This is a genomic window from Micromonospora sp. NPDC049523 (assembly GCF_040676775.1).
Taxonomy (GTDB): Bacteria; Actinomycetota; Actinomycetes; order Mycobacteriales; family Micromonosporaceae; genus Micromonospora_G.
On record NZ_JBFAPP010000014.1, the window covers coordinates 159,121 to 179,078 of the forward strand.

Annotated in this window: 32 protein-coding genes; all 32 read right to left on the reverse strand. The window is 67.3% G+C overall.

Annotated features, from left to right (window positions below; genetic code table 11):
• Positions 1 to 12 precede the first annotated feature (12 nt).
• Positions 13 to 420: a 30S ribosomal protein S11 gene (gene rpsK / locus AB0J90_RS22695; protein ID WP_007073011.1), complete on the reverse strand. Its 408-nt coding sequence runs from the start codon at positions 418 to 420 to the stop codon at positions 13 to 15.
• Between the two features lie 114 nt (positions 421 to 534).
• Positions 535 to 915, reverse strand: coding sequence for a 30S ribosomal protein S13 (gene rpsM, locus AB0J90_RS22700; RefSeq protein WP_326561078.1), 381 nt, complete (start codon positions 913 to 915; stop codon positions 535 to 537).
• Positions 916 to 1,144: 229 nt separating this feature from the next.
• A complete protein-coding gene (gene rpmJ / locus AB0J90_RS22705) occupies positions 1,145 to 1,258 on the reverse strand; it encodes a 50S ribosomal protein L36 (RefSeq protein ID WP_043965539.1) in 114 nt (37 codons plus the stop codon).
• A 109-nt stretch (positions 1,259 to 1,367) separates the two neighbouring features.
• Entirely contained in the window at positions 1,368 to 1,589 is a 222-nt protein-coding gene (infA, locus tag AB0J90_RS22710; RefSeq protein ID WP_007073013.1) for a translation initiation factor IF-1, read from the reverse strand.
• Between the two features lie 231 nt (positions 1,590 to 1,820).
• Complete coding sequence (locus AB0J90_RS22715; RefSeq protein ID WP_363598826.1) at positions 1,821 to 2,408, reverse strand: DUF1707 domain-containing protein; 588 nt, start codon at positions 2,406 to 2,408, stop codon at positions 1,821 to 1,823.
• Positions 2,409 to 2,458: 50 nt separating this feature from the next.
• The gene (gene map, locus AB0J90_RS22720) at positions 2,459 to 3,310 is read right to left on the reverse strand and encodes a type I methionyl aminopeptidase (RefSeq protein WP_363598828.1); all 852 of its coding nucleotides are present in this window, start codon (positions 3,308 to 3,310) and stop codon (positions 2,459 to 2,461) included.
• A 217-nt stretch (positions 3,311 to 3,527) separates the two neighbouring features.
• Complete coding sequence (locus AB0J90_RS22725; RefSeq protein WP_363598830.1) at positions 3,528 to 4,181, reverse strand: adenylate kinase; 654 nt, start codon at positions 4,179 to 4,181, stop codon at positions 3,528 to 3,530.
• Positions 4,182 to 5,504, reverse strand: a complete 1,323-nt coding sequence (gene secY, locus AB0J90_RS22730) for a preprotein translocase subunit SecY (RefSeq protein WP_363598926.1) — start codon at positions 5,502 to 5,504, stop codon at positions 4,182 to 4,184.
• Between the two features lie 234 nt (positions 5,505 to 5,738).
• On the reverse strand, positions 5,739 to 6,182 hold the full coding sequence (gene rplO / locus AB0J90_RS22735; RefSeq protein WP_326561082.1) for a 50S ribosomal protein L15: 444 nt from the start codon (positions 6,180 to 6,182) through the stop codon (positions 5,739 to 5,741).
• Positions 6,182 to 6,364, reverse strand: coding sequence for a 50S ribosomal protein L30 (gene rpmD / locus AB0J90_RS22740; protein ID WP_363598832.1), 183 nt, complete (start codon positions 6,362 to 6,364; stop codon positions 6,182 to 6,184). The genes rplO and rpmD overlap by 1 nt, the downstream gene beginning before the upstream one ends.
• On the reverse strand, positions 6,364 to 6,978 hold the full coding sequence (rpsE, locus tag AB0J90_RS22745) for a 30S ribosomal protein S5 (protein WP_121158417.1): 615 nt from the start codon (positions 6,976 to 6,978) through the stop codon (positions 6,364 to 6,366). Before rpsE ends, rpmD begins: the two co-directional genes overlap by 1 nt.
• A gap of 72 nt (positions 6,979 to 7,050) precedes the next feature.
• Positions 7,051 to 7,428: a 50S ribosomal protein L18 gene (gene rplR / locus AB0J90_RS22750; RefSeq protein ID WP_363598928.1), complete on the reverse strand. Its 378-nt coding sequence runs from the start codon at positions 7,426 to 7,428 to the stop codon at positions 7,051 to 7,053.
• Positions 7,429 to 7,436: 8 nt separating this feature from the next.
• Positions 7,437 to 7,979 carry a 50S ribosomal protein L6 gene (gene rplF / locus AB0J90_RS22755; protein WP_326561085.1) on the reverse strand — a complete coding sequence of 181 codons (543 nt, stop codon included), beginning with the start codon at positions 7,977 to 7,979 and terminating at the stop codon, positions 7,437 to 7,439.
• A 16-nt stretch (positions 7,980 to 7,995) separates the two neighbouring features.
• On the reverse strand, positions 7,996 to 8,403 hold the full coding sequence (gene rpsH, locus AB0J90_RS22760; RefSeq protein ID WP_161685893.1) for a 30S ribosomal protein S8: 408 nt from the start codon (positions 8,401 to 8,403) through the stop codon (positions 7,996 to 7,998).
• A 104-nt stretch (positions 8,404 to 8,507) separates the two neighbouring features.
• Positions 8,508 to 8,693, reverse strand: a complete 186-nt coding sequence (locus tag AB0J90_RS22765) for a type Z 30S ribosomal protein S14 (protein ID WP_007465272.1) — start codon at positions 8,691 to 8,693, stop codon at positions 8,508 to 8,510.
• A 1-nt stretch (position 8,694) separates the two neighbouring features.
• Positions 8,695 to 9,279, reverse strand: a complete 585-nt coding sequence (gene rplE, locus AB0J90_RS22770; RefSeq protein WP_363598834.1) for a 50S ribosomal protein L5 — start codon at positions 9,277 to 9,279, stop codon at positions 8,695 to 8,697.
• Positions 9,279 to 9,599 carry a 50S ribosomal protein L24 gene (rplX, locus tag AB0J90_RS22775; protein ID WP_363598836.1) on the reverse strand — a complete coding sequence of 107 codons (321 nt, stop codon included), beginning with the start codon at positions 9,597 to 9,599 and terminating at the stop codon, positions 9,279 to 9,281. Before rplX ends, rplE begins: the two co-directional genes overlap by 1 nt.
• Positions 9,596 to 9,964: a 50S ribosomal protein L14 gene (gene rplN / locus AB0J90_RS22780; RefSeq protein ID WP_007465279.1), complete on the reverse strand. Its 369-nt coding sequence runs from the start codon at positions 9,962 to 9,964 to the stop codon at positions 9,596 to 9,598. Before rplN ends, rplX begins: the two co-directional genes overlap by 4 nt.
• A gap of 135 nt (positions 9,965 to 10,099) precedes the next feature.
• Positions 10,100 to 10,390 carry a 30S ribosomal protein S17 gene (gene rpsQ, locus AB0J90_RS22785; RefSeq protein ID WP_363598838.1) on the reverse strand — a complete coding sequence of 97 codons (291 nt, stop codon included), beginning with the start codon at positions 10,388 to 10,390 and terminating at the stop codon, positions 10,100 to 10,102.
• Entirely contained in the window at positions 10,387 to 10,623 is a 237-nt protein-coding gene (rpmC, locus tag AB0J90_RS22790; RefSeq protein ID WP_326561090.1) for a 50S ribosomal protein L29, read from the reverse strand. Before rpmC ends, rpsQ begins: the two co-directional genes overlap by 4 nt.
• Entirely contained in the window at positions 10,623 to 11,048 is a 426-nt protein-coding gene (gene rplP / locus AB0J90_RS22795) for a 50S ribosomal protein L16 (RefSeq protein ID WP_121158410.1), read from the reverse strand. Before rplP ends, rpmC begins: the two co-directional genes overlap by 1 nt.
• 3 nt (positions 11,049 to 11,051) lie before the next feature.
• On the reverse strand, positions 11,052 to 11,930 hold the full coding sequence (rpsC, locus tag AB0J90_RS22800; protein ID WP_326561091.1) for a 30S ribosomal protein S3: 879 nt from the start codon (positions 11,928 to 11,930) through the stop codon (positions 11,052 to 11,054).
• The gene (rplV, locus tag AB0J90_RS22805; RefSeq protein ID WP_363598840.1) at positions 11,930 to 12,403 is read right to left on the reverse strand and encodes a 50S ribosomal protein L22; all 474 of its coding nucleotides are present in this window, start codon (positions 12,401 to 12,403) and stop codon (positions 11,930 to 11,932) included. The genes rpsC and rplV overlap by 1 nt, the downstream gene beginning before the upstream one ends.
• 36 nt (positions 12,404 to 12,439) lie before the next feature.
• The gene (gene rpsS / locus AB0J90_RS22810; RefSeq protein WP_363598842.1) at positions 12,440 to 12,721 is read right to left on the reverse strand and encodes a 30S ribosomal protein S19; all 282 of its coding nucleotides are present in this window, start codon (positions 12,719 to 12,721) and stop codon (positions 12,440 to 12,442) included.
• Positions 12,722 to 12,736: 15 nt separating this feature from the next.
• A complete protein-coding gene (rplB, locus tag AB0J90_RS22815) occupies positions 12,737 to 13,576 on the reverse strand; it encodes a 50S ribosomal protein L2 (RefSeq protein ID WP_363598843.1) in 840 nt (279 codons plus the stop codon).
• Positions 13,577 to 13,588: 12 nt separating this feature from the next.
• Entirely contained in the window at positions 13,589 to 13,891 is a 303-nt protein-coding gene (gene rplW, locus AB0J90_RS22820) for a 50S ribosomal protein L23 (RefSeq protein WP_121158405.1), read from the reverse strand.
• Positions 13,888 to 14,559: a 50S ribosomal protein L4 gene (gene rplD, locus AB0J90_RS22825; RefSeq protein ID WP_363598845.1), complete on the reverse strand. Its 672-nt coding sequence runs from the start codon at positions 14,557 to 14,559 to the stop codon at positions 13,888 to 13,890. The genes rplW and rplD overlap by 4 nt, the downstream gene beginning before the upstream one ends.
• Positions 14,556 to 15,221: a 50S ribosomal protein L3 gene (rplC, locus tag AB0J90_RS22830; protein ID WP_363598847.1), complete on the reverse strand. Its 666-nt coding sequence runs from the start codon at positions 15,219 to 15,221 to the stop codon at positions 14,556 to 14,558. The genes rplD and rplC overlap by 4 nt, the downstream gene beginning before the upstream one ends.
• 11 nt (positions 15,222 to 15,232) lie before the next feature.
• The gene (rpsJ, locus tag AB0J90_RS22835) at positions 15,233 to 15,541 is read right to left on the reverse strand and encodes a 30S ribosomal protein S10 (RefSeq protein ID WP_007073037.1); all 309 of its coding nucleotides are present in this window, start codon (positions 15,539 to 15,541) and stop codon (positions 15,233 to 15,235) included.
• 349 nt (positions 15,542 to 15,890) lie between these two features.
• Positions 15,891 to 17,084: an elongation factor Tu gene (gene tuf, locus AB0J90_RS22840; protein ID WP_326561097.1), complete on the reverse strand. Its 1,194-nt coding sequence runs from the start codon at positions 17,082 to 17,084 to the stop codon at positions 15,891 to 15,893.
• Positions 17,085 to 17,319: 235 nt separating this feature from the next.
• Positions 17,320 to 19,416 carry an elongation factor G gene (gene fusA, locus AB0J90_RS22845; protein ID WP_363598849.1) on the reverse strand — a complete coding sequence of 699 codons (2,097 nt, stop codon included), beginning with the start codon at positions 19,414 to 19,416 and terminating at the stop codon, positions 17,320 to 17,322.
• A gap of 71 nt (positions 19,417 to 19,487) precedes the next feature.
• Positions 19,488 to 19,958: a 30S ribosomal protein S7 gene (rpsG, locus tag AB0J90_RS22850; protein WP_121158400.1), complete on the reverse strand. Its 471-nt coding sequence runs from the start codon at positions 19,956 to 19,958 to the stop codon at positions 19,488 to 19,490.

A 19,958-nucleotide genomic window follows, 5' to 3' on the forward strand; every position in this document is an offset into this window, starting at 1 on the left:
TCTCTCTACCTCTCAGACCCGACGACGCTTCGGCGGACGGCACCCGTTGTGCGGCTGCGGGGTGACGTCGGAAATCTGCCCGACCTCCAGCCCGACGGCCTGCAGCGAACGGATAGCGGTCTCCCGGCCGGAGCCGGGGCCCTTGACGAACACGTCGACCTTGCGCATGCCGTGCTCCATCGCCCGACGCGCGGCGGCCTCGGCGGCCAGCTGAGCGGCGAACGGAGTCGACTTGCGGGAGCCCTTGAAGCCAACCTGGCCGGCCGAGGCCCAGGAGATGACCGCACCGGTCGGGTCCGTGATGGACACGATGGTGTTGTTGAAGGTGCTCTTGATGTGCGCCTGCCCGTGGGCGACGTTCTTGCGTTCCTTGCGCCGGACCTTCTTGACGGCGGCCCCGGCGCGAGCCTTCGGTGGCATAAGTCTGTGCGCTCCTAGTGTGGGAAGTCCGGCCAGGCTCTATCGAGCTGTACCAGGATTCCGGTATCGGGAAATCAGGTCCGCGCTCCTGCGAGCGGGACCGGAATCCGGTTACTACTTCCGGCCGGCCTTCTTCTTGCCTGCCACGGTCCGCTTCGGGCCCTTGCGGGTCCGTGCGTTGGTACGGGTCCGCTGACCACGGACGGGCAGACCACGGCGGTGCCGGATGCCCTCGTAGCAGCCGATCTCGACCTTGCGGCGGATATCAGCGGCGACCTCGCGGCGCAGGTCACCCTCAACCTTGAAGTTGGCCTCGATGTGGTCGCGGAGCTGGACCAGCTCCTCGTCCGTGAGGTCCTTGGCGCGCTTGTCCGGGGAGATCCCGGTGGCAGCGAGCGTTTGAACGGCCCGGGTCCGACCGACCCCGAAAATGTAAGTGAGCGCGATCTCCATCCGCTTGTCGCGGGGGAGGTCGACGCCGGCTAGACGTGCCATGCGCGGGCGTGCTCCTCGTGGTGTTTCGCGGAGGTCTCTGGCCCGACCCATCCCACCTGCCCCGGTGGGCCCCGGCCTCCGACCGGGGGTCAGCCACGAGTGCATCGCCTGCTGTGCACGCGCGCTCGTGGCTGGGACGAGCTTCTGTTGTGGTACTGGATCCTCTTGCGCTTACGGATCGGCGACGAGGCTGCCCGACACCGGCCGGTCTAGTGCCGGCCGAGGCGGATCAGCCCTGGCGCTGCTTGTGGCGCGGGTCGCTGCAGATGACCATGACCCGGCCGTGCCGGCGGATAACCCGGCACTTGTTGCAGATCCGCTTGACGCTCGGCTTGACCTTCACGGGTTTGCCTTACTTCCCATAAGGCCCAGCGACGTGGACACGGCGCCGGACTTCGAGGACGGACACGGACATTCCGGCCGCCGTCAGATGGCTGAATCCGAACCCGGATTCACTTGTAGCGGTAGACGATGCGCCCGCGGGTCAGGTCGTACGGCGAAAGCTCGACGACAACCCGGTCCTCGGGCAGGATGCGGATGTAGTGCTGCCGCATCTTGCCGCTGATGTGAGCCAGCACCTTGTGGCCGTTGGCAAGCTCGACCCGGAACATTGCGTTCGGGAGCGGCTCAATGACCCGGCCCTCAATCTCGATGGCTCCGTCTTTTTTCGGCATGTCCTCCGCTGTCCTGACGTCGGTAATTCCGGACGGCTCACAACGCCTTACCCGGATGCCTGTTCGTCAAGATCAGCCAACCGGACCAGCCGCGGCTCCGACTCCCACCGAAGCGCAGGGTGGGCATGCCGGAGTGGACGCTGTGCGCCGATCAGCCAGTGTACGCTCGCCCACGGATCGACGCCAAACCGAGGTACCCCCGGTGTGGCGGATGGGACGAACCACCCGATATTAGTCGGCCTTGCCTCCGAGTTGCCAGCCCTCCCGCTCGCCCGGCGGCGGCAGGCTCGCGGGGCCGGGCTCCGGTTCCGGACCCTCCGCCAACTGTTCTCTACGCGCCCGCTTCGCCGCCTTCTTCCGGGCCCGCTGCGCGGCCACCCGCTGCGGTTTACCCTGCGCCAGCCCACTGACCGTGCTCGCCAACAGCACCGCTCCCCAGGGCCCCGCCACCCAGATCGGCCAGAAGTAGAGCAGCTCCCAGGCCATCAGCGAGAAGACCGCCCAGCCCGCGACGGTGATCGTCACGACGGAGAAGTAGGGCGCCCAGTTCTCGGCCAACCACCGTCGGGTCGCCCCCGGGTAACGGCCGTCCGGATCGGGCACCAGAGCCCCGTCCTGCCGCACCACTTCGGCCTGCTGCGCGGGCACGGGCTCCGGCAGGTCGTCCAGTTCGGCGTACGTCTTCGCGGCGTAGGCCGCCCGCAGCCGGTCGTCGTATTCGTAGAGGTCGAGCCGGCCCTCGTCGACCGCGAGCCGGAGCCGCTCGGCGACCAGTTGCCGATCGGCGTCAGCCGCCCGCATCTCGCCCCGGCGCTCCATGGGTACGAGGATGCCACCGCCTCGCCACCCTGGCGAGCGCGAACCAGCGCCTAGACCGAATCCGAGGTGGCCGGCTGCCGCGCGGTGACGAGGTCACCGAGGCGGGCCCGTCCGCCGTCGGCGGCGGTCAGCACCCACACCCCGTCCGGCAGCAGGGCCATCGAGTGTTCGACGTGGGCCGCCACCGAGCCGTCGCGGGTCACCACGGTCCAGCCGTCGTCGAGTTCCGCCGTACGGGGCGAGCCGATCGTGATCATCGGTTCGATCGCCAGGGCCATGCCCGGCACCAGCCGAGGGCCGCGGCCCGGCCGCCCGTGGTTGAGCACGTGCGGGTCCTGGTGCATCTCGGTGCCGATGCCGTGTCCGCCGTACCCGTCGACGATGCCGTACCGCCCGCCCTTGCGTACCGCGATCTCCACCGCCGCCGAGATGTCGGTGAGCCGGCCCCGGCCATTGGCCGAGCCCCGCGCGGCGGCGGCGATCCCGGCCCACATCGCGTCCTCGGCGACCTCGGCCATCCGGAGCAACTCCGGCCTGACCTCGCCCACCCCGACGGTGATCGCCGAGTCGCCATGCCAACCGTCGAGCACCGCACCGCAGTCGATGGAGATCAGATCGCCGTCCCGCAGCACCTGGTCGGCGGCGGGGATGGCGTGCACCACCTGCTCGTTCACCGACGAGCAGATCGATGCCGGGAAGCCGTGGTAGCCCTTGAAGGACGGGATGGCGCCGGCGTCCCGGATGACTGACTCCGCGATCGCGTCGAGATCAGCTGTGGAGACTCCGGGTGCGACCGCCTCGCGCATGCGAGCCAACGCCGCCGCGACGACCAGTCCGGCCGACCGCATCTTGTCGATCTGCTCCGGGGTCTTCAGCTGGATATCCAGCTGGTGACGGCGCATGCCGGCTCTACCTTTCGCTCACAGGCCAGGGGAACGCCCTAGACGCCCGCACTATTCACCGATCGGGTGCCGTGCCGCAGACTCCCCGAAGCCGCTCCACGGGCACCGGGGTTGGGCCCCGCCGTGCCCCGCGTCGGGATCAAGCCTGACCGCCCAGAGCGGGGCACGGGGCCCAACCCACACGCCGCGGGGCCCCACCCCACACCGTTACCCGACCCTATCCCCCGTACGACCGGAGCGCATCGATAGCGCGGACGGTCACGTCCTCCACCGGTCCGGTGGCGTCGATGCCCACCAGCTTGCCCTGGGCACCGTAGTAGTCGACCAGCGGTGCGGTCTTCTCCGCGTACTCGCGGAGCCGCTCGGCGATCGTCTCGGCCTTGTCGTCGTCGCGCTGGAACAGTTCGGCCCCGCAGCGGTCGCAGATGCCCTCGTGGGTCGGCGCGTCGAACTCGATGTGCCAGATCTTGCCGCAGCCCCGACAGGTCCGCCGGCCGGAGAGCCGGCGGATCACCTCGTCGTCGTCCACGACCAGTTCCATCACCAGGTCGAGTGCGGTGCCCAGGTCCGCCAGGAGCTTGTCCAGGGCGGCCGCCTGCGGGGTGGTACGCGGGAAGCCGTCGAGCAGGAAGCCCTCGGAGGCGTCCGGCTCGGCCAGCCGGCCGCGCACCATGTTGATGGTCACCTCGTCGGGCACCAGCTTGCCGGCGTCCATGTAGCGCTTGGCCTCGACCCCCAGCGGCGTGCCCTGGGTGACGTTGGCGCGGAAGATGTCACCCGTCGAGATCTTGGGCACGGCCAGCTGGGCGGCGATGAACTCGGCCTGGGTCCCCTTGCCCGCCCCAGGGGGACCAACCAGAACGAGTCGCATCTAGCGCAGGAACCCTTCGTAGTTCCGCTGCATCAGTTGGCTCTCGATCTGCTTCACGGTCTCCAGACCGACGCCGACCATGATGAGCACCGCAGTACCACCGAACGGGAAGTTCTGGTACTGCTGGTTGTCCAGCCAGATGAAGAAGAAGTTCGGCAGGATCGAGATCGCGCCCAGGTAGAACGCACCGGGAAGGGTGATCCGGCTGAGGATGAAGTCCAGGTAGTCGGCGGTCGGCTTACCCGGGCGGATACCCGGTACGAAGCCGCCGTACTTCTTCATGTTGTCCGCGACCTCGGTCGGGTTGAACGTGATCGAGACGTAGAAGTACGTGAAGAAGATGATCAGCAGGAAGTACGCGATGATGTGCGTCGGGCTGCTCGGGCTGACCAGGTTGTTCTGGATCCAGGCCTGTACGTCGCCGGGGTTGGTCTGGTCGAAGAACTGCAACGCCAGCTGCGGCAGGTAGAGCAGCGACGAGGCGAAGATGACCGGGATCACACCCGCCTGGTTGACCTTCAGCGGGATGTAGGTCGAGGTTCCGCCGTACATCCGCCGGCCGATCATCCGCTTGGCGTACTGGACCGGGATCCGGCGCTGCGCCTGCTCGATGAAGACCACCAGCGTGATGACCACCAGGACCAACAGGATGACCAGGAGGAACATGTCCCAGCCCTTGGAGGTCTTGATGGACCAGCCCTCACCGGGCAGCCGGGCCGCGATCGAGGTGAAGATCAGCACGGACATGCCGTTGCCGACGCCCCGGTCGGTGATCAGCTCGCCGAGCCACATGACCACACCGGTACCGGCGGTCATCGTGATGACCAGCACGCTCAAGGTGAGCCACATCGGCAGCCCGGTGTTCTCCGGGACGATCGGGAACTGGTCGCACTGGTTGTTGAACAGCTGCCCGGAGCGGGCGAGCGCCACGAACGCCGACGCCTGGAGGACGCCAAGGCCGAGCGTCAGGTAGCGCGTGTACTGGGTGATCTTCGCCTGGCCGGACTGACCCTCCTTGCGGAGCTGCTCCAACCGCGGAATGACCACGGTGAGCAGCTGCAGGATGATCGAGGCCGTGATGTAGGGCATGATGCCCAGCGCGAAGACCGACAGCGACAGCAGCGCGCCGCCGGAGAAGAGGTTCAGCAGCGACAGCACGCCGTCGGTCTGGATCGTGTCCAGGCACTTCTGCACGTTGCCGAAGGACACACCCGGGCTGGGCAGCGTCGCACCGAGTCGGTAAACACCGATGATAGCTACTGTGAACAGCAGCTTTTTGCGCAGGTCAGGCGTACGAAACGCACTGAAAAAGGCGGAGAGCAACTTCATCCTCCTGCGCGAGGCGGGCCGCCGGTGGTCCGGCGCGGCTTAGGGTGGTCGTCGAGCGGTAGCCCGATACCAGTGCTGGGATCGGACTCTAACAGCCCAGCGGTGATCCGGGCAGGTGTGCCCATGAACATACACCGGGTCCGATGTTAACGAGGGGCACGGCCCCTTAGTAGACCGTGGCGCCCGTCAGTTGAAAACAACTGACGGGCGTCACGACCGCGTTACGTCCTACAGCTCGGTGGTCGAGCCGCCAGCAGCCGCGATCTTCTCCTTGGCCGACGCACTGAACGCGTGCGCCGACACCTGGATCGTCACGCCACCGAGATCGCCTGCACCGAGCACCTTGACCGGCTGGCCCTTGCGGACCGCACCTGCCTCGACGAGCTCGGCCGGACCGATCTGGCCGCCCTTGGGGAACAACTCCGCGATCCGGTCCAGGTTCACGACCTGGAACTCGACCCGGAAGTGGTTCTTGAAGCCCTTCAGCTTCGGCAGGCGCATGTGGATGGGCATCTGCCCACCCTCGAACGCCGCCGAGATGTTCTTGCGGGCCTTGGAGCCCTTGGTGCCCCGACCGGCGGTCTTGCCCTTGGAGCCTTCACCACGACCCACGCGGGTCTTGGCGGTCTTGGCACCGGGCGCCGGGCGCAGGTGATGGACCTTGATCGTCATTACTCGACCTCCTCGACCTTCACCAGGTGGCTCACGGTGAAGATCATGCCCCGAATCTCGGGGCGGTCCTCCTTGACCACCACGTCATTGATCCGCTTGAGACCGAGCGACCGCAGGGACTGCCGCTGGTTGTGCTTGGTCCCGATGTCGGATCGGAGCTGGGTGACCTTGAGCCGTGCCATCAGCGAGTCACCCCCGCCCGCGCCGCCAGCATGGCGGCCGGCGCGACATCCTCCACCGGCAGACCGCGACGCTTGGCAACCGCCTCCGGCGACTCCAGCCCCTTCAGGGCCGCGACGGTGGCGTGCACGATGTTGATCGGGTTCGACGATCCGAGGCTCTTGGAGAGCACGTCGTGGATCCCGGCGCACTCCAGCACGGCACGCACCGGTCCACCCGCGATGACACCCGTACCGGCGCTGGCCGGCTTGAGCAGGACGACGCCAGCGGCGTCCTCGCCCTGCACCGGGTGCGGGATCGACGCGGCGATCCGCGGCACCTTGAAGAAGTGCTTCTTGGCCTCCTCGACGCCCTTGGCGATGGCCGCGGGCACCTCCTTGGCCTTTCCGTAGCCCACACCGACGGTGCCGTCGCCGTCGCCCACGATCACCAGAGCGGTGAAGCTGAAGCGACGACCACCCTTGACAACCTTGGCGACACGGTTGATCGCGACGACCCGCTCGATGTGCGGCGTCTTCTCGACGGGCGCGTTTCCGCGGCCGCCCTCACGGCGGTTGTCGCGGCGACCACCCTCGTTGCCACCGGACCCGCCGCCACGGCGCTGTTGACCTGGCATCAGCGGCCTTCCTTATCTCTCGTGACGGGGTTACTAACTTGCGATCCTCGTCCGACGCGCATCAGACGCCCGTCAGAACTCGAGCCCGGCTTCGCGGGCGGCGTCGGCAAGCGCGGCGATCCGCCCCGCGTACCGGTTGCCACCGCGGTCGAAGACGACCTTGGAGATGCCGGCGGCCTTGGCCCGCTCGGCCAGCAGTGCGCCGACCTTGCCGGCCAGGGCGCTCTTGTCGCCCTCGCCGCCACGGAGCGACGTGTCCAGGCTCGACGCCGACGCCAGGGTGTGCCCCTTGGTGTCGTCGACCACCTGGGCCGTGATGTTCCGCAGCGAGCGGGTGACGACCAACCGGGGACGGTCGGCGGTACCGCTGACGTTCTTGCGGACCCGGAAGTGTCGCCGCGCCCGCCCAACGGCGCGCTTGGCGGCAACGCCGCGACGGCGCTTGAGCAGCGTGGCGCTCACTTCTTACCTGCCTTTCCAGCCTTGCGGCGGATGACCTCGCCCTGGTACTTCACGCCCTTGCCCTTGTAGGGCTCCGGCGGCCGGATCTTCCGGATCTTGGCGGCGACCTCACCGACCTGCTGCTTGTCGATGCCGGCCACGTGGAACAGCGTCGGCCGTTCGACGGTGAAGGTGATCCCGTCCGGCGCCGGAACAAGCACCGGGTGCGAGAACCCGAGTGCGAACTCGAGGTCCTTGCCCTTGGCGGTGACCCGGTAACCGGTGCCGGCGATCTCCAGCGTCTTGCGGTAGCCCTCGGTGACCCCGACGATCATGTTCGCCACGAGGGTACGGCTCAGGCCGTGCAGCTCCTTGGCGCGACGCTCGTCGTTGGGACGGGTCACCTCCAGCTGGCCGTCCTCGGCCCGCTCCGCGGCGATCGGCTCGGCGAGGGTGTGCGAGAGCTCGCCCTTGGGGCCCTTGACCTTGACGGTGGGCCCGGTGATCGTGACGTCGACACCGGCGGGAACCGGGATCAACTTACGTCCAATACGCGACATTTCTACCTGTCTCCCGTTACCAGACGAAGGCGAGGACTTCCCCGCCAACGCTCCGCTTGCGAGCCTGCCGGTCGGTGAGCAGGCCCTGGGACGTCGAAATGATCGCCACGCCCAGCCCGCCGAGCACCCGCGGGAGCCCGTCCGACTTGGCGTACACCCGGAGACCGGGCTTGGAGACGCGCTTGATGCCCGCCAGGCTCCGCTCGCGGCTCTGGCCGTACTTCAGCTCGACGACCAGTCGCTTGCCGACGGCGCCCTCTTCGGGCTCCTCGACCGACCAGGTGGCGATGTAACCCTCGGTCTTGAGGACCTCGGCGATGTTCGCCTTGATCTTCGAGTAGGGCATCGTCACCCGGTCGTGGTACGCCTGGTTGGCGTTACGCAGACGCGTGAGCATGTCTGCGATCGGGTCAGTCATAGTCATTGGTGTTTGTCAGCCTTTCTCACCGCGGTTCCCGGGGCACACGGCCCGGGGCCTACGGCGTTGCGATCCTCGCCCCGACCAACGGTCAGGACGCTGCTGGGCCTTTACCAGGATGCCTTGGAGACACCGGGCAGCTCGCCGCGGTGGGCCATCTCCCGGATGCACACGCGGCAGAGCCCGAACTTGCGGTAGACCGCCTTCGGACGACCACACCGCTGGCAGCGGGTGTAGGCGCGAACCGAGAACTTCGGCTTCGCGGCCGCTTTGATGATAAGCGCCTTCTTCGCCATCTCAGTTCTCCTTGCTCGGGTCTTCACGGAACGGGAAGCCCAGGTGCTTCAGCAGCGCCCGACCCTCGTCGTCCTTCGTGGCCGTGGTGACCACCGTGATGTCCATGCCCCGCTGCCGGTCGATCCGGTCCTGGTCGATCTCGTGGAACACCGACTGCTCGGTCAGACCGAAGGTGTAGTTGCCGTGGCCGTCGAGCTTGCGCCCGTCGAGACCCCGGAAGTCACGGATACGCGGCAGCGCGATGGAGAGCAGCCGGTCCAGGAACTCCCACATCCGGTCACCCCGGAGGGTCACCTTCGCGCCGATCGGCATCCCCTCGCGCAGCTTGAACTGCGCGATGGACTTGGTCGCCCGCCGCACCTGCGGCTTCTGGCCGGTGATGGTGGCCAGGTCGCGAACCGCGCCGTCGATCAGCTTGGCGTCGCGAGCAGCCTCGCCGACACCCATGTTGACGACGATCTTGACCAGACCCGGCACCTGCATCGGGTTCTGGTAACCGAACTGCTCGCGCAGGGCGGCCGCGATCTCGTTGCGGTACCGCTCCTTGAGGCGCGGCATGGTCTTGGTTTCGGTAGCCGTGCTCATCACAGGTCCTTACCGGTGCTACGCGCGACGCGGACCTTCTGGCCACTGTCGTCGATCCGGAACCCGACCCGGGTCGGGTTGCCGTCGGAGTCCAGGAGCTGCACGTTCGACACGTGGATCGGAGCCTCCTGGGTGACGATGCCACCGGTCTTGGCGCCACGCTGAGTGGTGCTGATGCGGGTGTGCTTCTTGACCCGGTTCACGCCCTCGACCAGGACCTTGTCCTGCCGCGGGTAGGCCGCGATGACCTTGCCCTTGGCACCCTTGTCCTTGCCGGCGATGACGACGACCGTGTCGCCCTTCTTGACCTTCACGGTCACAACACCTCCGGCGCGAGAGAGATGATCTTCATGAACCGCTTGTCCCGCAGCTCCCGGCCCACCGGGCCGAAGATGCGGGTACCGCGCGGGTCGCCACCGTCCTTGATGATGACGGCGGCATTCTCGTCGAAGCGGATGTACGAGCCGTCCGGCCGCCGCCGCTCCTTGGCGGTGCGGACGACGACCGCCTTGACGACGTCGCCCTTCTTCACACCAGCACCGGGAATGGCGTCCTTGACCGTGGCCACGATGACGTCGCCGATACTCGCGTAGCGCCGACCGGAGCCACCGAGAACCCGGATACACAGGATCTCCCGAGCACCCGTGTTGTCGGCGACGCGCAGTCGCGACTCCTGCTGAATCACGTCTATCTCCTATGTCTGCCGGTTCTCAGACGGCTGGTGTCTCCGGCTTGTGCCTTCCAGCCGGAAACTCATGCCGTCTGAGCCTGGCGGAACCCTGAGCTTGCTGGTCCGGTCTGCTCTGCAGCCCGTCCGGCTCTACTTGGCCTTTTCGAGGATCTCCACGACCCGCCACCGCTTGGTGGCGGAGAGCGGACGGGTCTCCATGAGCAGTACGCGGTCGCCAACGCCACACGCGTTCTGCTCGTCGTGCACCTTCAGCTTGCGCGTACGGCGCAGAACCTTGCCGTACAGCGCGTGCTTGACCCGGTCCTCAACCTCGACCACGACGGTCTTGTCCATCTTGTCGCTGACCACGAGGCCCTCGCGCACCTTGCGCTGGGCCCGCGGGGCGGTGGTGGTCCCCTCCGGGGCGGTCGTCTCGCTCATGATGCAGTCACCTCAGTCGGCGCGGCCGAGAGACCCAGCTCGCGCTCACGCATGATCGTGTAGATCCGGGCGATCTCCCGACGGATGACCTGCAGCCGGCGATTGTTGTCCAGCTGGCCGGTCGCGGCCTGCACACGGAGGTTGAACAGCTCCGCTTTGGCCTCGCGCAGCTTCGCGACCAGCTCCTCCTCGGAGAGCTCGCGCAGCTCGCCGGCCTTGACGCCCGCGGCCATCAGCTTTCACCCACTTCGCGTGTCACAATTCGGCACTTCATCGGGAGCTTGTGGATCGCGCGACGCATAGCCTCTCGCGCGGTCTGCTCGTTGGGGAAGGACATCTCGAAGAGCACCCGTCCCGGCTTGACGTTGGCGACCCACCACTCGGGCGAGCCCTTACCGGAACCCATCCGGGTCTCAGCGGGCTTCTTGGTCAGGGCCTGGTCCGGGAAGACCGTGATCCAGACCTTGCCACCACGCTTGATGTGTCGGGTCATCGCGATACGCGCTGACTCGATCTGCCGGTTGGTGACGTACGCGGGCTCCAGCGCCTGGATTCCGAACTCGCCGAACACCACCCGGTTGCCGCCCTTCGACGCGCCATGGCGGTCGGGGTGGTGCGGCTTGCGGAAGCCCTTCGGGGGCTTGCGCGGCATCAGCATCTGTCAGCCCTCCTGCGCTGAGCTGTCCGATCCGGCCGGAGCCGGATTGGCCGGCGCGGCGCTAGCCGGCGCGGCCTGGTCGTTCGTGGCCTCGGCCGGGGTGCCGGCGAACTCCGCCGCCGCCGCACGCCCAGCCTCGGTGCCGCCGGCGGTGGTGCCGGACGAACCGGACCGCCCACGACGCGGCCGCTCGGGCCGGTCACTACGGTCGCGACGCGGACGGGCCGGACCGGTCTCGGCCGGGGCTTCCCGACCGGGTACGGCGTCACCCTTGTAGATCCACACCTTCACGCCGATCCGGCCGAAGGTGGTCCGCGCCTCGAAGAAGCCGTACTCGATGTTGGCCCGCAGCGTGTGCAGCGGCACCCGACCCTCGCGGTAGAACTCGGTGCGGCTCATCTCCGCGCCGCCGAGGCGGCCGGAGACCTGCACCCGGATTCCCTTGACGATCGGGTTCTTCATCGCCGACTGCATCGACTTACGCATCGCCCGACGGAAGCTGACCCGGCTGGACAGCTGCTCAGCCACAGCCTGTGCGACGAGCTGCGCGTCCGACTCGGGGTTCTTCACCTCGAGGATGTTCAGCTGCACCTGCTTGCCGGTCAGCTTCTCCAGCTCGCCACGGATCCGGTCGGCCTCCGCACCCTTACGGCCGATGACGATGCCCGGCCGTGCGGTGTGGATGTCGACCCGGACCCGGTCCCGGGTGCGCTCGATGTCGACCTTGGAAATACCAGCCCGCTCCAAGCCCTTGGACATCATCCGGCGGATCTTGACATCCTCGCCGATGTAGTCCTTGTAGAGCTTGTCCGCGAACCAGCGGGACTTCCAGTCGGTCGAGATGCCAAGCCGGAACCCAATCGGGTGAACCTTCTGACCCATTACTCGGCACCTTCCGTCTTGCTCTGCGTGTCGGCAGCCGCGGCCTCGGTGGCCGGCGCGACCTTGGCCGGTGCGGCCTTCTTCGCCCCGCCCCGCTTCGGCGTGGCTGGCGCAACCGCCTCGACCACGATCGTGATGTGGCTGGTCCGCTTGCGGATCCGGTACGCCCGGCCCTGCGCCCGCGGCCGGAACCGCTTCATCGTCGGGCCCTCGTCGACGTACGCCTCGCTCACGAGCAGCGCGTCGGGGTCCAGCCGCTCGTTGTTCTCGGCGTTGGCGATCGCACTCGCGAGCACCTTGTAGACCTGCTCGCTCGCAGCCTGCGGCGCGAACTGGAGCACCGTGAGCGCCTCCTTCGCGGGCAGGCCGCGGACGAGGTTGACCACCCGGCGAGCCTTCGTCGCCGAGATGCCCACGTGCCGCGCAACCGCCCGCGCGCCCGGAAGCACCGGAGCGTCGCCCTTAACTGGCATCGCTGAAACCCCTTGATCCTTTATCCGTGGCCCGGCTCAGCGCCGGCGACTCTTCCGGTCGTCCTTCTCGTGACCCTTGAACGTACGGGTCAGCGCAAACTCGCCGAGCTTGTGCCCGACCATCGCCTCGGTGACGAACACCGGAACGTGCTTGCGCCCGTCGTGCACGGCGATCGTGTGTCCGAGCATGTCCGGAATGATCATCGAACGCCGGGACCACGTCTTGATGACGTTCTTCGAGCCCTTGTCGTTCTGCGTCTCCACCTTCTTGAGCAGGTGGTCGTCGACGAACGGGCCCTTCTTCAAGCTGCGAGGCATGTCTACCTAACTCCCTTAGCCGCGCTTGCGGGTCGCGTAGCGGCGGCGGACGATCAGCCGGTCGCTCGGCTGGCCCTTACGACGGGTGCGGCCCTCGGGCTTACCCTGCGGGTTCACCGGGTGACGACCACCGGACGTCTTGCCCTCACCACCACCGTGCGGGTGGTCGACCGGGTTCATCGCGACACCACGGACGGTCGGGCGCTTGCCCTTCCACCGCATGCGGCCGGCCTTGCCCCAGTTGATGTTTGACTGGTCGGCGTTGCCGATCTCGCCCACGGTCGCCCGGCAGCGCACGTCGACCCGCCGGATTTCACCGGAGGGCATACGCAGCGTGGCGTACGCACCCTCGCGACCCAGCAGCTGGATGCCGACACCGGCCGAGCGGGCCAGCTTGGCCCCGCCGCCCGGGCGCAGCTCCACGCCGTGGATGGTGGTACCCACCGGGATGTTGCGCAGCGGCAGGTTGTTACCCGGCTTGATGTCGGCGGTCGGGCCCGACTCCACCGGGTCGCCCTGCTTCAGGTCCTTCGGCGCGATGATGTACCGCTTCTCGCCGTCGGCGTAGTGCAGCAGCGCGATGCGCGCGGTCCGGTTCGGGTCGTACTCGATGTGCGCGACCTTGGCCGGCACGCCGTCCTTGTCGACCCGCTTGAAGTCGATCAGCCGGTACTGCCGCTTGTGGCCGCCACCGTGGTGCCGGGTGGTGATCCGGCCGTGGGCGTTACGCCCACCCTTCTTCGGCAGCGGAGCCAGCAGCGACTTCTCGGGAGTCGACCTGGTGATCTCGGCGAAGTCGGCGACGCTGGAGCCACGTCGGCCAGGCGTCGTCGGCTTGTATTTACGGATTGCCATTGTCTACACCCCTCAGCTGACCGGGCCGCCGAAGGCCTCGATGCGGTCGCCGTCAGCCAGCTTCACCATCGCGCGCTTCGTGGCCTTGCGCTGGCCGAACCCATTGCGGGTCCGCTTGCGCTTGCCCTCGCGGTTGAGCGTGTTGACCGTCAGGACGCGCACGTCGAAGATCTGCTGGATAGCGATCTTGATCGCGGTCTTGTTCGCGTCCGGGTGCACCAGGAAGGTGTACCAGTTACGGTTCAGCTCGCTGTAGCTCTTCTCGGAGACGACCGGCGCGACGATGATGTCCCGCGGGTCGGCGATCGTGCTCACTTCTCGTCGCCCTCACTTCCGGACTCGTCCGCGGCCTGCGCCGCCGCCGGAACCCGCAGGAACTCGTCCAGCGCGTCCCGGGTGAAGATCACGTCATCGGCCACCAGCACGTCGTACGTGTTGAGCTGGCCGGCCTCGATCAGGTGCACCCGCGGCTCGTTGCGCAGCGAGAGCCAGTTGATCTCGTCGGTCCGGCTCAGCACGACCAGGACCCGCTTGGCCTCGGTCAGCTTGGTCAGCGTGGCCAGGGCGGCCTTGGTCGACGGCTTCTCGCCACCGACGAACGCCTCCACCACGTGCACCTGACCCGCGCGCGCCCGGTCCGACAGGGCACCGCGCAGTGCGGCGGCCTTCATCTTCTTCGGGGTCCGCTGGCTGTAGTCACGCGGCACCGGGCCGTGGACGACGCCACCACCGGCGAACTGCGGCGCACGGATCGAGCCCTGGCGGGCGCGACCGGTGCCCTTCTGCTTGTACGGCTTCTTGCCGCCACCGGCGACCTCACCGCGGGTCTTCGCCTTGTGCGTGCCCTGGCGCGCCGCGGCCAGCTGGGCCACCACGACCTGGTGCATCAGCGAAAGGTTCGCCTGCACGTCGAAGATGCTGTCGGGCAGCTCGACCGAGCCGCTCTTGCCACCCTCGACGGTGCGCACGTCAACGGAGGTCACTTCGCCACACCGCCCTTCTTCACCTGCGCCTTGGCGGCGGAACGCACCAGCACCAGGGCGCCCTTGGGGCCCGGGATGGCGCCGCGGACGAGCAGCAGGTTCTGCTCGGCGTCGACCGCCTGGATCACCAGGTTCTGCACGGTGAAGCGGCGCGCACCCATCCGACCGGCCATCCGTACGCCCTTGAAGACGCGACCGGGGGTCGCGCAGGCGCCGATGGAGCCGGGCGAGCGGTGCTTGCGCTCGACACCGTGGCTGGCACGCAGGCCGTGGAAGCCGTGCCGCTTCATCACACCGGCGAAGCCCTTGCCCTTGGTCCGGCCGGTCACGTCGATCGAGGCGCCCTTGGGGAACGCGTCGACGGTGACCTCCTGACCGAGCTCGTACTCCGAGGCGTCGGCCGTGCGCAGCTCGACGATGTGCCGCCGAGGGGCCACACCGGACTTCGCGAAGTGCCCGGCCCGCGGCTTCTTGACCTTGCGCGGGTCAACTACGCCGTACGCCAACTGGATCGCGGAGTACCCGTCCTTGTCGGTGGTACGGACCTGGCTCACGACGCACGGGCCGGCCTGCACCACGGTCACCGGGACAACGCGGTTGTTGTCCCAGACCTGGGTCATGCCGAGCTTGGCGCCCAGGATGCCCTTAACTTGCCTGTCCATTAGTCCGGTCCCTACAGCTTGATCTCGATGTCGACGCCAGCCGGCAGGTCGAGGCGCATGAGCGAGTCGACCGTCTTCGGGGTCGGGTCGATGATGTCGATCAGACGCTTGTGCGTGCGCATTTCGAAGTGCTCGCGCGAGTCCTTGTACTTGTGCGGCGAACGGATCACGCAGAAACGGTTGATCTCCGTGGGCAGCGGCACCGGGCCCGCGACCTGCGCCCCGGTGCGCGTCACCGTCTCCACGATCTTCCGCGCCGAGGAGTCGACGACCTCGTGGTCATAGGCCTTGAGCCGGATGCGGATCTTCTGTCCCGCCATGGTGGCTTCTGTTCCTTCTCTCGATGCCGCTGTCTTGCGGGTGCTCACCACCTGGTAGAGCCCCACTTCGCCGACCCCCGCGGTCGGGCGTGTCGCGCTCCGGGATCAGACTCCGCCCGGGGTTACCCGAGGCGATCTGACCTTCGCGGGTCGGTCGAGGCGTCCGTCATGCAGAACATGGTGCGGACGCCGTGCGAGGGTGGTTGACCACTGTGGCGGTCAACCACCCTGCGCGCGACTCTTCGTCGACACTCACCCAGGAGACCCGGGCGCGCGCCAACAAACGGTCGGTACGCAACCTGACTAGTATGCCGTACTACCGCACGGCACACCTAATCGGGGTTACCTTTTACTTAATGATCTTCGTGACGAACCCGGCGCCGACCGTCCGGCCACCCTCACGAATCGCGAACTTGAGGTTGTCCTCCATCGCGATGGGCTGGATGAGCTTGACGGACATCGTCGTGTTGTCGCCCGGCATGACCATCTCGGTGCCCTCGGGCAGCGTGACGACGCCGGTAACGTCCGTGGTACGGAAGTAGAACTGCGGACGGTAGTTCTGGAAGAACGGGGTGTGCCGTCCACCCTCCTCCTTGGAGAGGATGTAGACGGTCGCCTCGAACTCGGTGTGCGGGGTGTTCGACCCCGGCTTCACCACGACCATGCCACGCTCGACCTCGTCGCGCTTGGTACCGCGCAGCAGGAGGCCGACGTTCTCGCCTGCGCGAGCGTCCTCCAGGGTCTTGCGGAACATCTCGATCGCGGTGACCTTGGTCTTGAAGCTCTTCTCCTTGATACCGACGAGCTCGACATCCTCGTTCGGCAGGAGAACGCCACGCTCGACCCGACCGGTGACGACGGTGCCACGACCGGTGATCGTGAACACGTCCTCGACCGGCATCAGGAACGGCTTGTCGGTCTCGCGAGCAGGCTGCGGGATCGAGGTGTCGACCGCGCTCATCAGGTCCATGAGCTTGTCGGTCCACTCCGGGTCGCCCTCGAGCGCCTTCAGCGCCGAAACGCGTACGACCGGCAGGTCGTCACCCGGGTACTCCTGGTTCGAGAGCAGCTCCCGAACCTCCAGCTCGACGAGCTCGAGGAGCTCCTCGTCATCGACCATGTCGCTCTTGTTCAGCGCCACGACGATGTACGGCACGCCAACCTGGCGGGCCAGCAGCACGTGCTCGCGGGTCTGCGGCATCGGGCCGTCGGTCGCCGCCACCACCAGGATCGCGCCGTCCATCTGCGCGGCACCGGTGATCATGTTCTTGATGTAGTCGGCGTGACCGGGGCAGTCAACGTGCGCGTAGTGCCGCGCCTCGGTCTGGTACTCGACGTGTGCGATCGAGATCGTGATGCCGCGGGCCTTCTCCTCCGGCGCCTTGTCGATCTCGTCGAACGGCGTGTACGGGTTGAGGTCGGGCATCTTGTCGTGCAGGACCTTGGTGATGGCCGCCGTCAGCGTCGTCTTACCGTGGTCGATGTGACCAATGGTGCCGATGTTGACGTGCGGCTTAGTCCGCTCGAACTTCGCCTTCGCCACTGGTGTCCTCCTGTGGACTTCTTGGTTAGTACGCCCGGCACGCCATTCGGCGTTCAGGACTCTGTCGACAGCCTTACCGGCCGATTTCCGGCCGGGAAGTACTTGGGTCTTGCGGCGGTGAAACCTTCAGGCCTGGTCTCTTGCAGCCCGGCCCGGGCAGACCGCGGGCGAGATTACCCGCCCGTGGTCCTAGCGGTATCACCGGCCCGGCATCGGAAGAGTTGAGCGTCTCCGCTCACTCACCCGTCGCCTTCGCGATGATCTCCTTCGCGACGCTCTGGGGAACCTCGGCGTAGGAGTCGAACTGCATGCTGTAGCTAGCCCGGCCCTGGGTCTTCGACCGCAGGTCGCCGACATAGCCGAACATCTCCGACAGCGGCACCAGGGCGCGGACGATGCGAGCACCGCTCCGCTCCTCCATGGCCTGGATGATGCCGCGGCGGGAGTTGATGTCGCCGATGACGTCACCCATGTTTTCCTCAGGGGTGGTGACCTCGACTGCCATCATCGGCTCGAGCAGTGCGGGATCGGCCTTGCGGGCCGCTTCCTTGAGCACCATCGAGCCGGCGATCTTGAACGCCATTTCGGACGAGTCGACCTCGTGGTACTGCCCGTCCAGCAGCGTCAGCTTCAGGCCGACCAGCGGGTAACCGGCCAGGGTGCCGTACTGCATGGCGTCCTGGGCGCCGGCGTCGACCGACGGGATGAACTCCCGCGGGATGCGACCACCGCTGACCGCGTTCACGAACTCGTACGTCGGCTGGTCGTTGCCGAGCGGCAGCGGCTCGAGGCTGACGATGACCCGGGCGTACTGACCCGAACCACCGGTCTGCTTCTTGTGCGTGTGCTCGACCTTCTCCACCTTGCGGCGGATGGTCTCGCGGTACGCCACCTGCGGCTTGCCGATGTTGGCCTCGACGTTGAACTCGCGGCGCATCCGGTCGACCAGGATGTCCAGGTGCAGCTCGCCCATGCCGGAGATGACCGTCTGGCCGGTCTCCTCGTCGAGCCGGACCCGGAAGGTCGGGTCCTCCTCGGCCAGCCGCTGGATCGCGGTGCCGAGCTTCTCCTGGTCGGACTTGGTCTTCGGCTCGATCGCCACGTTGATGACCGGCTCCGGGAACGTCATCGACTCCAGGATGACCGGGTTCGACGGGTCGGAGAGCGTGTCACCGGTGGTGGTCTGCTTCAGACCCTGGACCGCGATGATGTCGCCAGCCTGGGCCGAGGGACGCTCTTCCCGCTTGTTGGCGTGCATCTGGTAGATCTTGCCGATCCGCTCCTTGCGGTCCTTGGTGGAGTTGACCACCTGGGAACCGGACTCGAGCGTGCCGGAGTAGACCCGTACGTAGGTGAGCTTGCCGAGGTGCTTGTCGGTCTGGATCTTGAAGGCCAGACCGGCGAACGGCTCGCTGTTCGAGGGCTTGCGCAGCAGGACGGTCTCGCCGTCGAGCGCGGTGCCCTCGACCGCCGGGATGTCCAGCGGCGACGGCAGGAAGTCGACCACGGCGTCGAGCATCGGCTGGACGCCCTTGTTCTTGAACGCCGAACCGCAGAGCACCGGGTTCGCCTTGCCCGCGATCGTGGCCCGCCGGATGGCGGACTTGATCTCGTCGACGGAGATGTCCTCGCCCTCGAGGTACTTCTCCATCACCGAGTCGTCGACGTCGGCCAGCGTCTCGATGAGCTTGTCGCGCCACTCGGCGGCGGAGTCGGCAAGGTCGGCCGGGATCTCCTCGACCGCGTAGTCCTCGCCCTTCTGGGTCTCGCCACGCCAGGTCAGCGCGCGCATACCGATCAGGTCGACGACACCGATGTGGTCACCCTCGAGCCCGATCGGGATCTGGAGCACCAGCGGGGTGGCGTTCAGCCGGTCGATCATCATCTGCACGCAGCGGAAGAAGTCGGCGCCGGTCCGGTCGAGCTTGTTGACGAAGCACATCCGGGGGACGTTGTACTTGTCCGCCTGGCGCCAGACGTTCTCGGTCTGCGGCTCCACGCCGGCGACCCCGTCGTACACCGCGACCGCACCGTCCAGCACCCGCAGCGACCGCTCGACCTCGACCGTGAAGTCGACGTGGCCAGGCGTGTCGATGATCTGGATCGTGTGGCCCTTCCACTCACACTTGGTGGCGGCGGAGGTGATGGTGATTCCCCGCTCCTGCTCCTGCTCCATCCAGTCCATGACGGCGGCGCCCTCGTGGACCTCACCGATCTTGTACGTGATGCCGGTGTAGAACAGGATCCGCTCGGTGGTCGTGGTCTTACCAGCATCGATGTGCGCCATGATGCCGATGTTGCGTACCTTGGCGAGCGCGTCTGCGGCGGCCACTTCAATCCCTACTTATCGTCGTCTCGACAACCTGGTCGTGCCGCCGCCCTGCGGCGGCGGCACGAGGCGTGTTACCAGCGGTAGTGCGCGAAGGCCTTGTTCGACTCGGCCATCTTGTGCGTGTCCTCGCGCCGCTTGACGGCGGCACCGAGGCCGTTGCTCGCGTCGAGCAGCTCGTTCATCAGGCGCTCGATCATCGTCTTTTCCCGACGCGCCTTGGAGTACGTGACCAGCCAGCGCAGGCCGAGCGTGGTCGCCCGGGCCGGGCGAACCTCGACCGGCACCTGGTAGGTGGCGCCACCGACCCGGCGGCTGCGCACCTCCAGCGTCGGCTTCACGTTGTCCATCGCCCGCTTGAGGGTGACTACCGGGTCGGTGCCCGACTTCTCCCGGCAGCCCTCGAGGGCGCCGTAGACGATGCGCTCGGCGAGCTGACGCTTGCCACGAAGCAGGATCTTGTTCACCAGCTGGGTGACCAGCGGCGAGTTGTATACCGGGTCGGCGACCAACGGCCGGCGCGGAGCGGGTCCCTTACGCGGCAT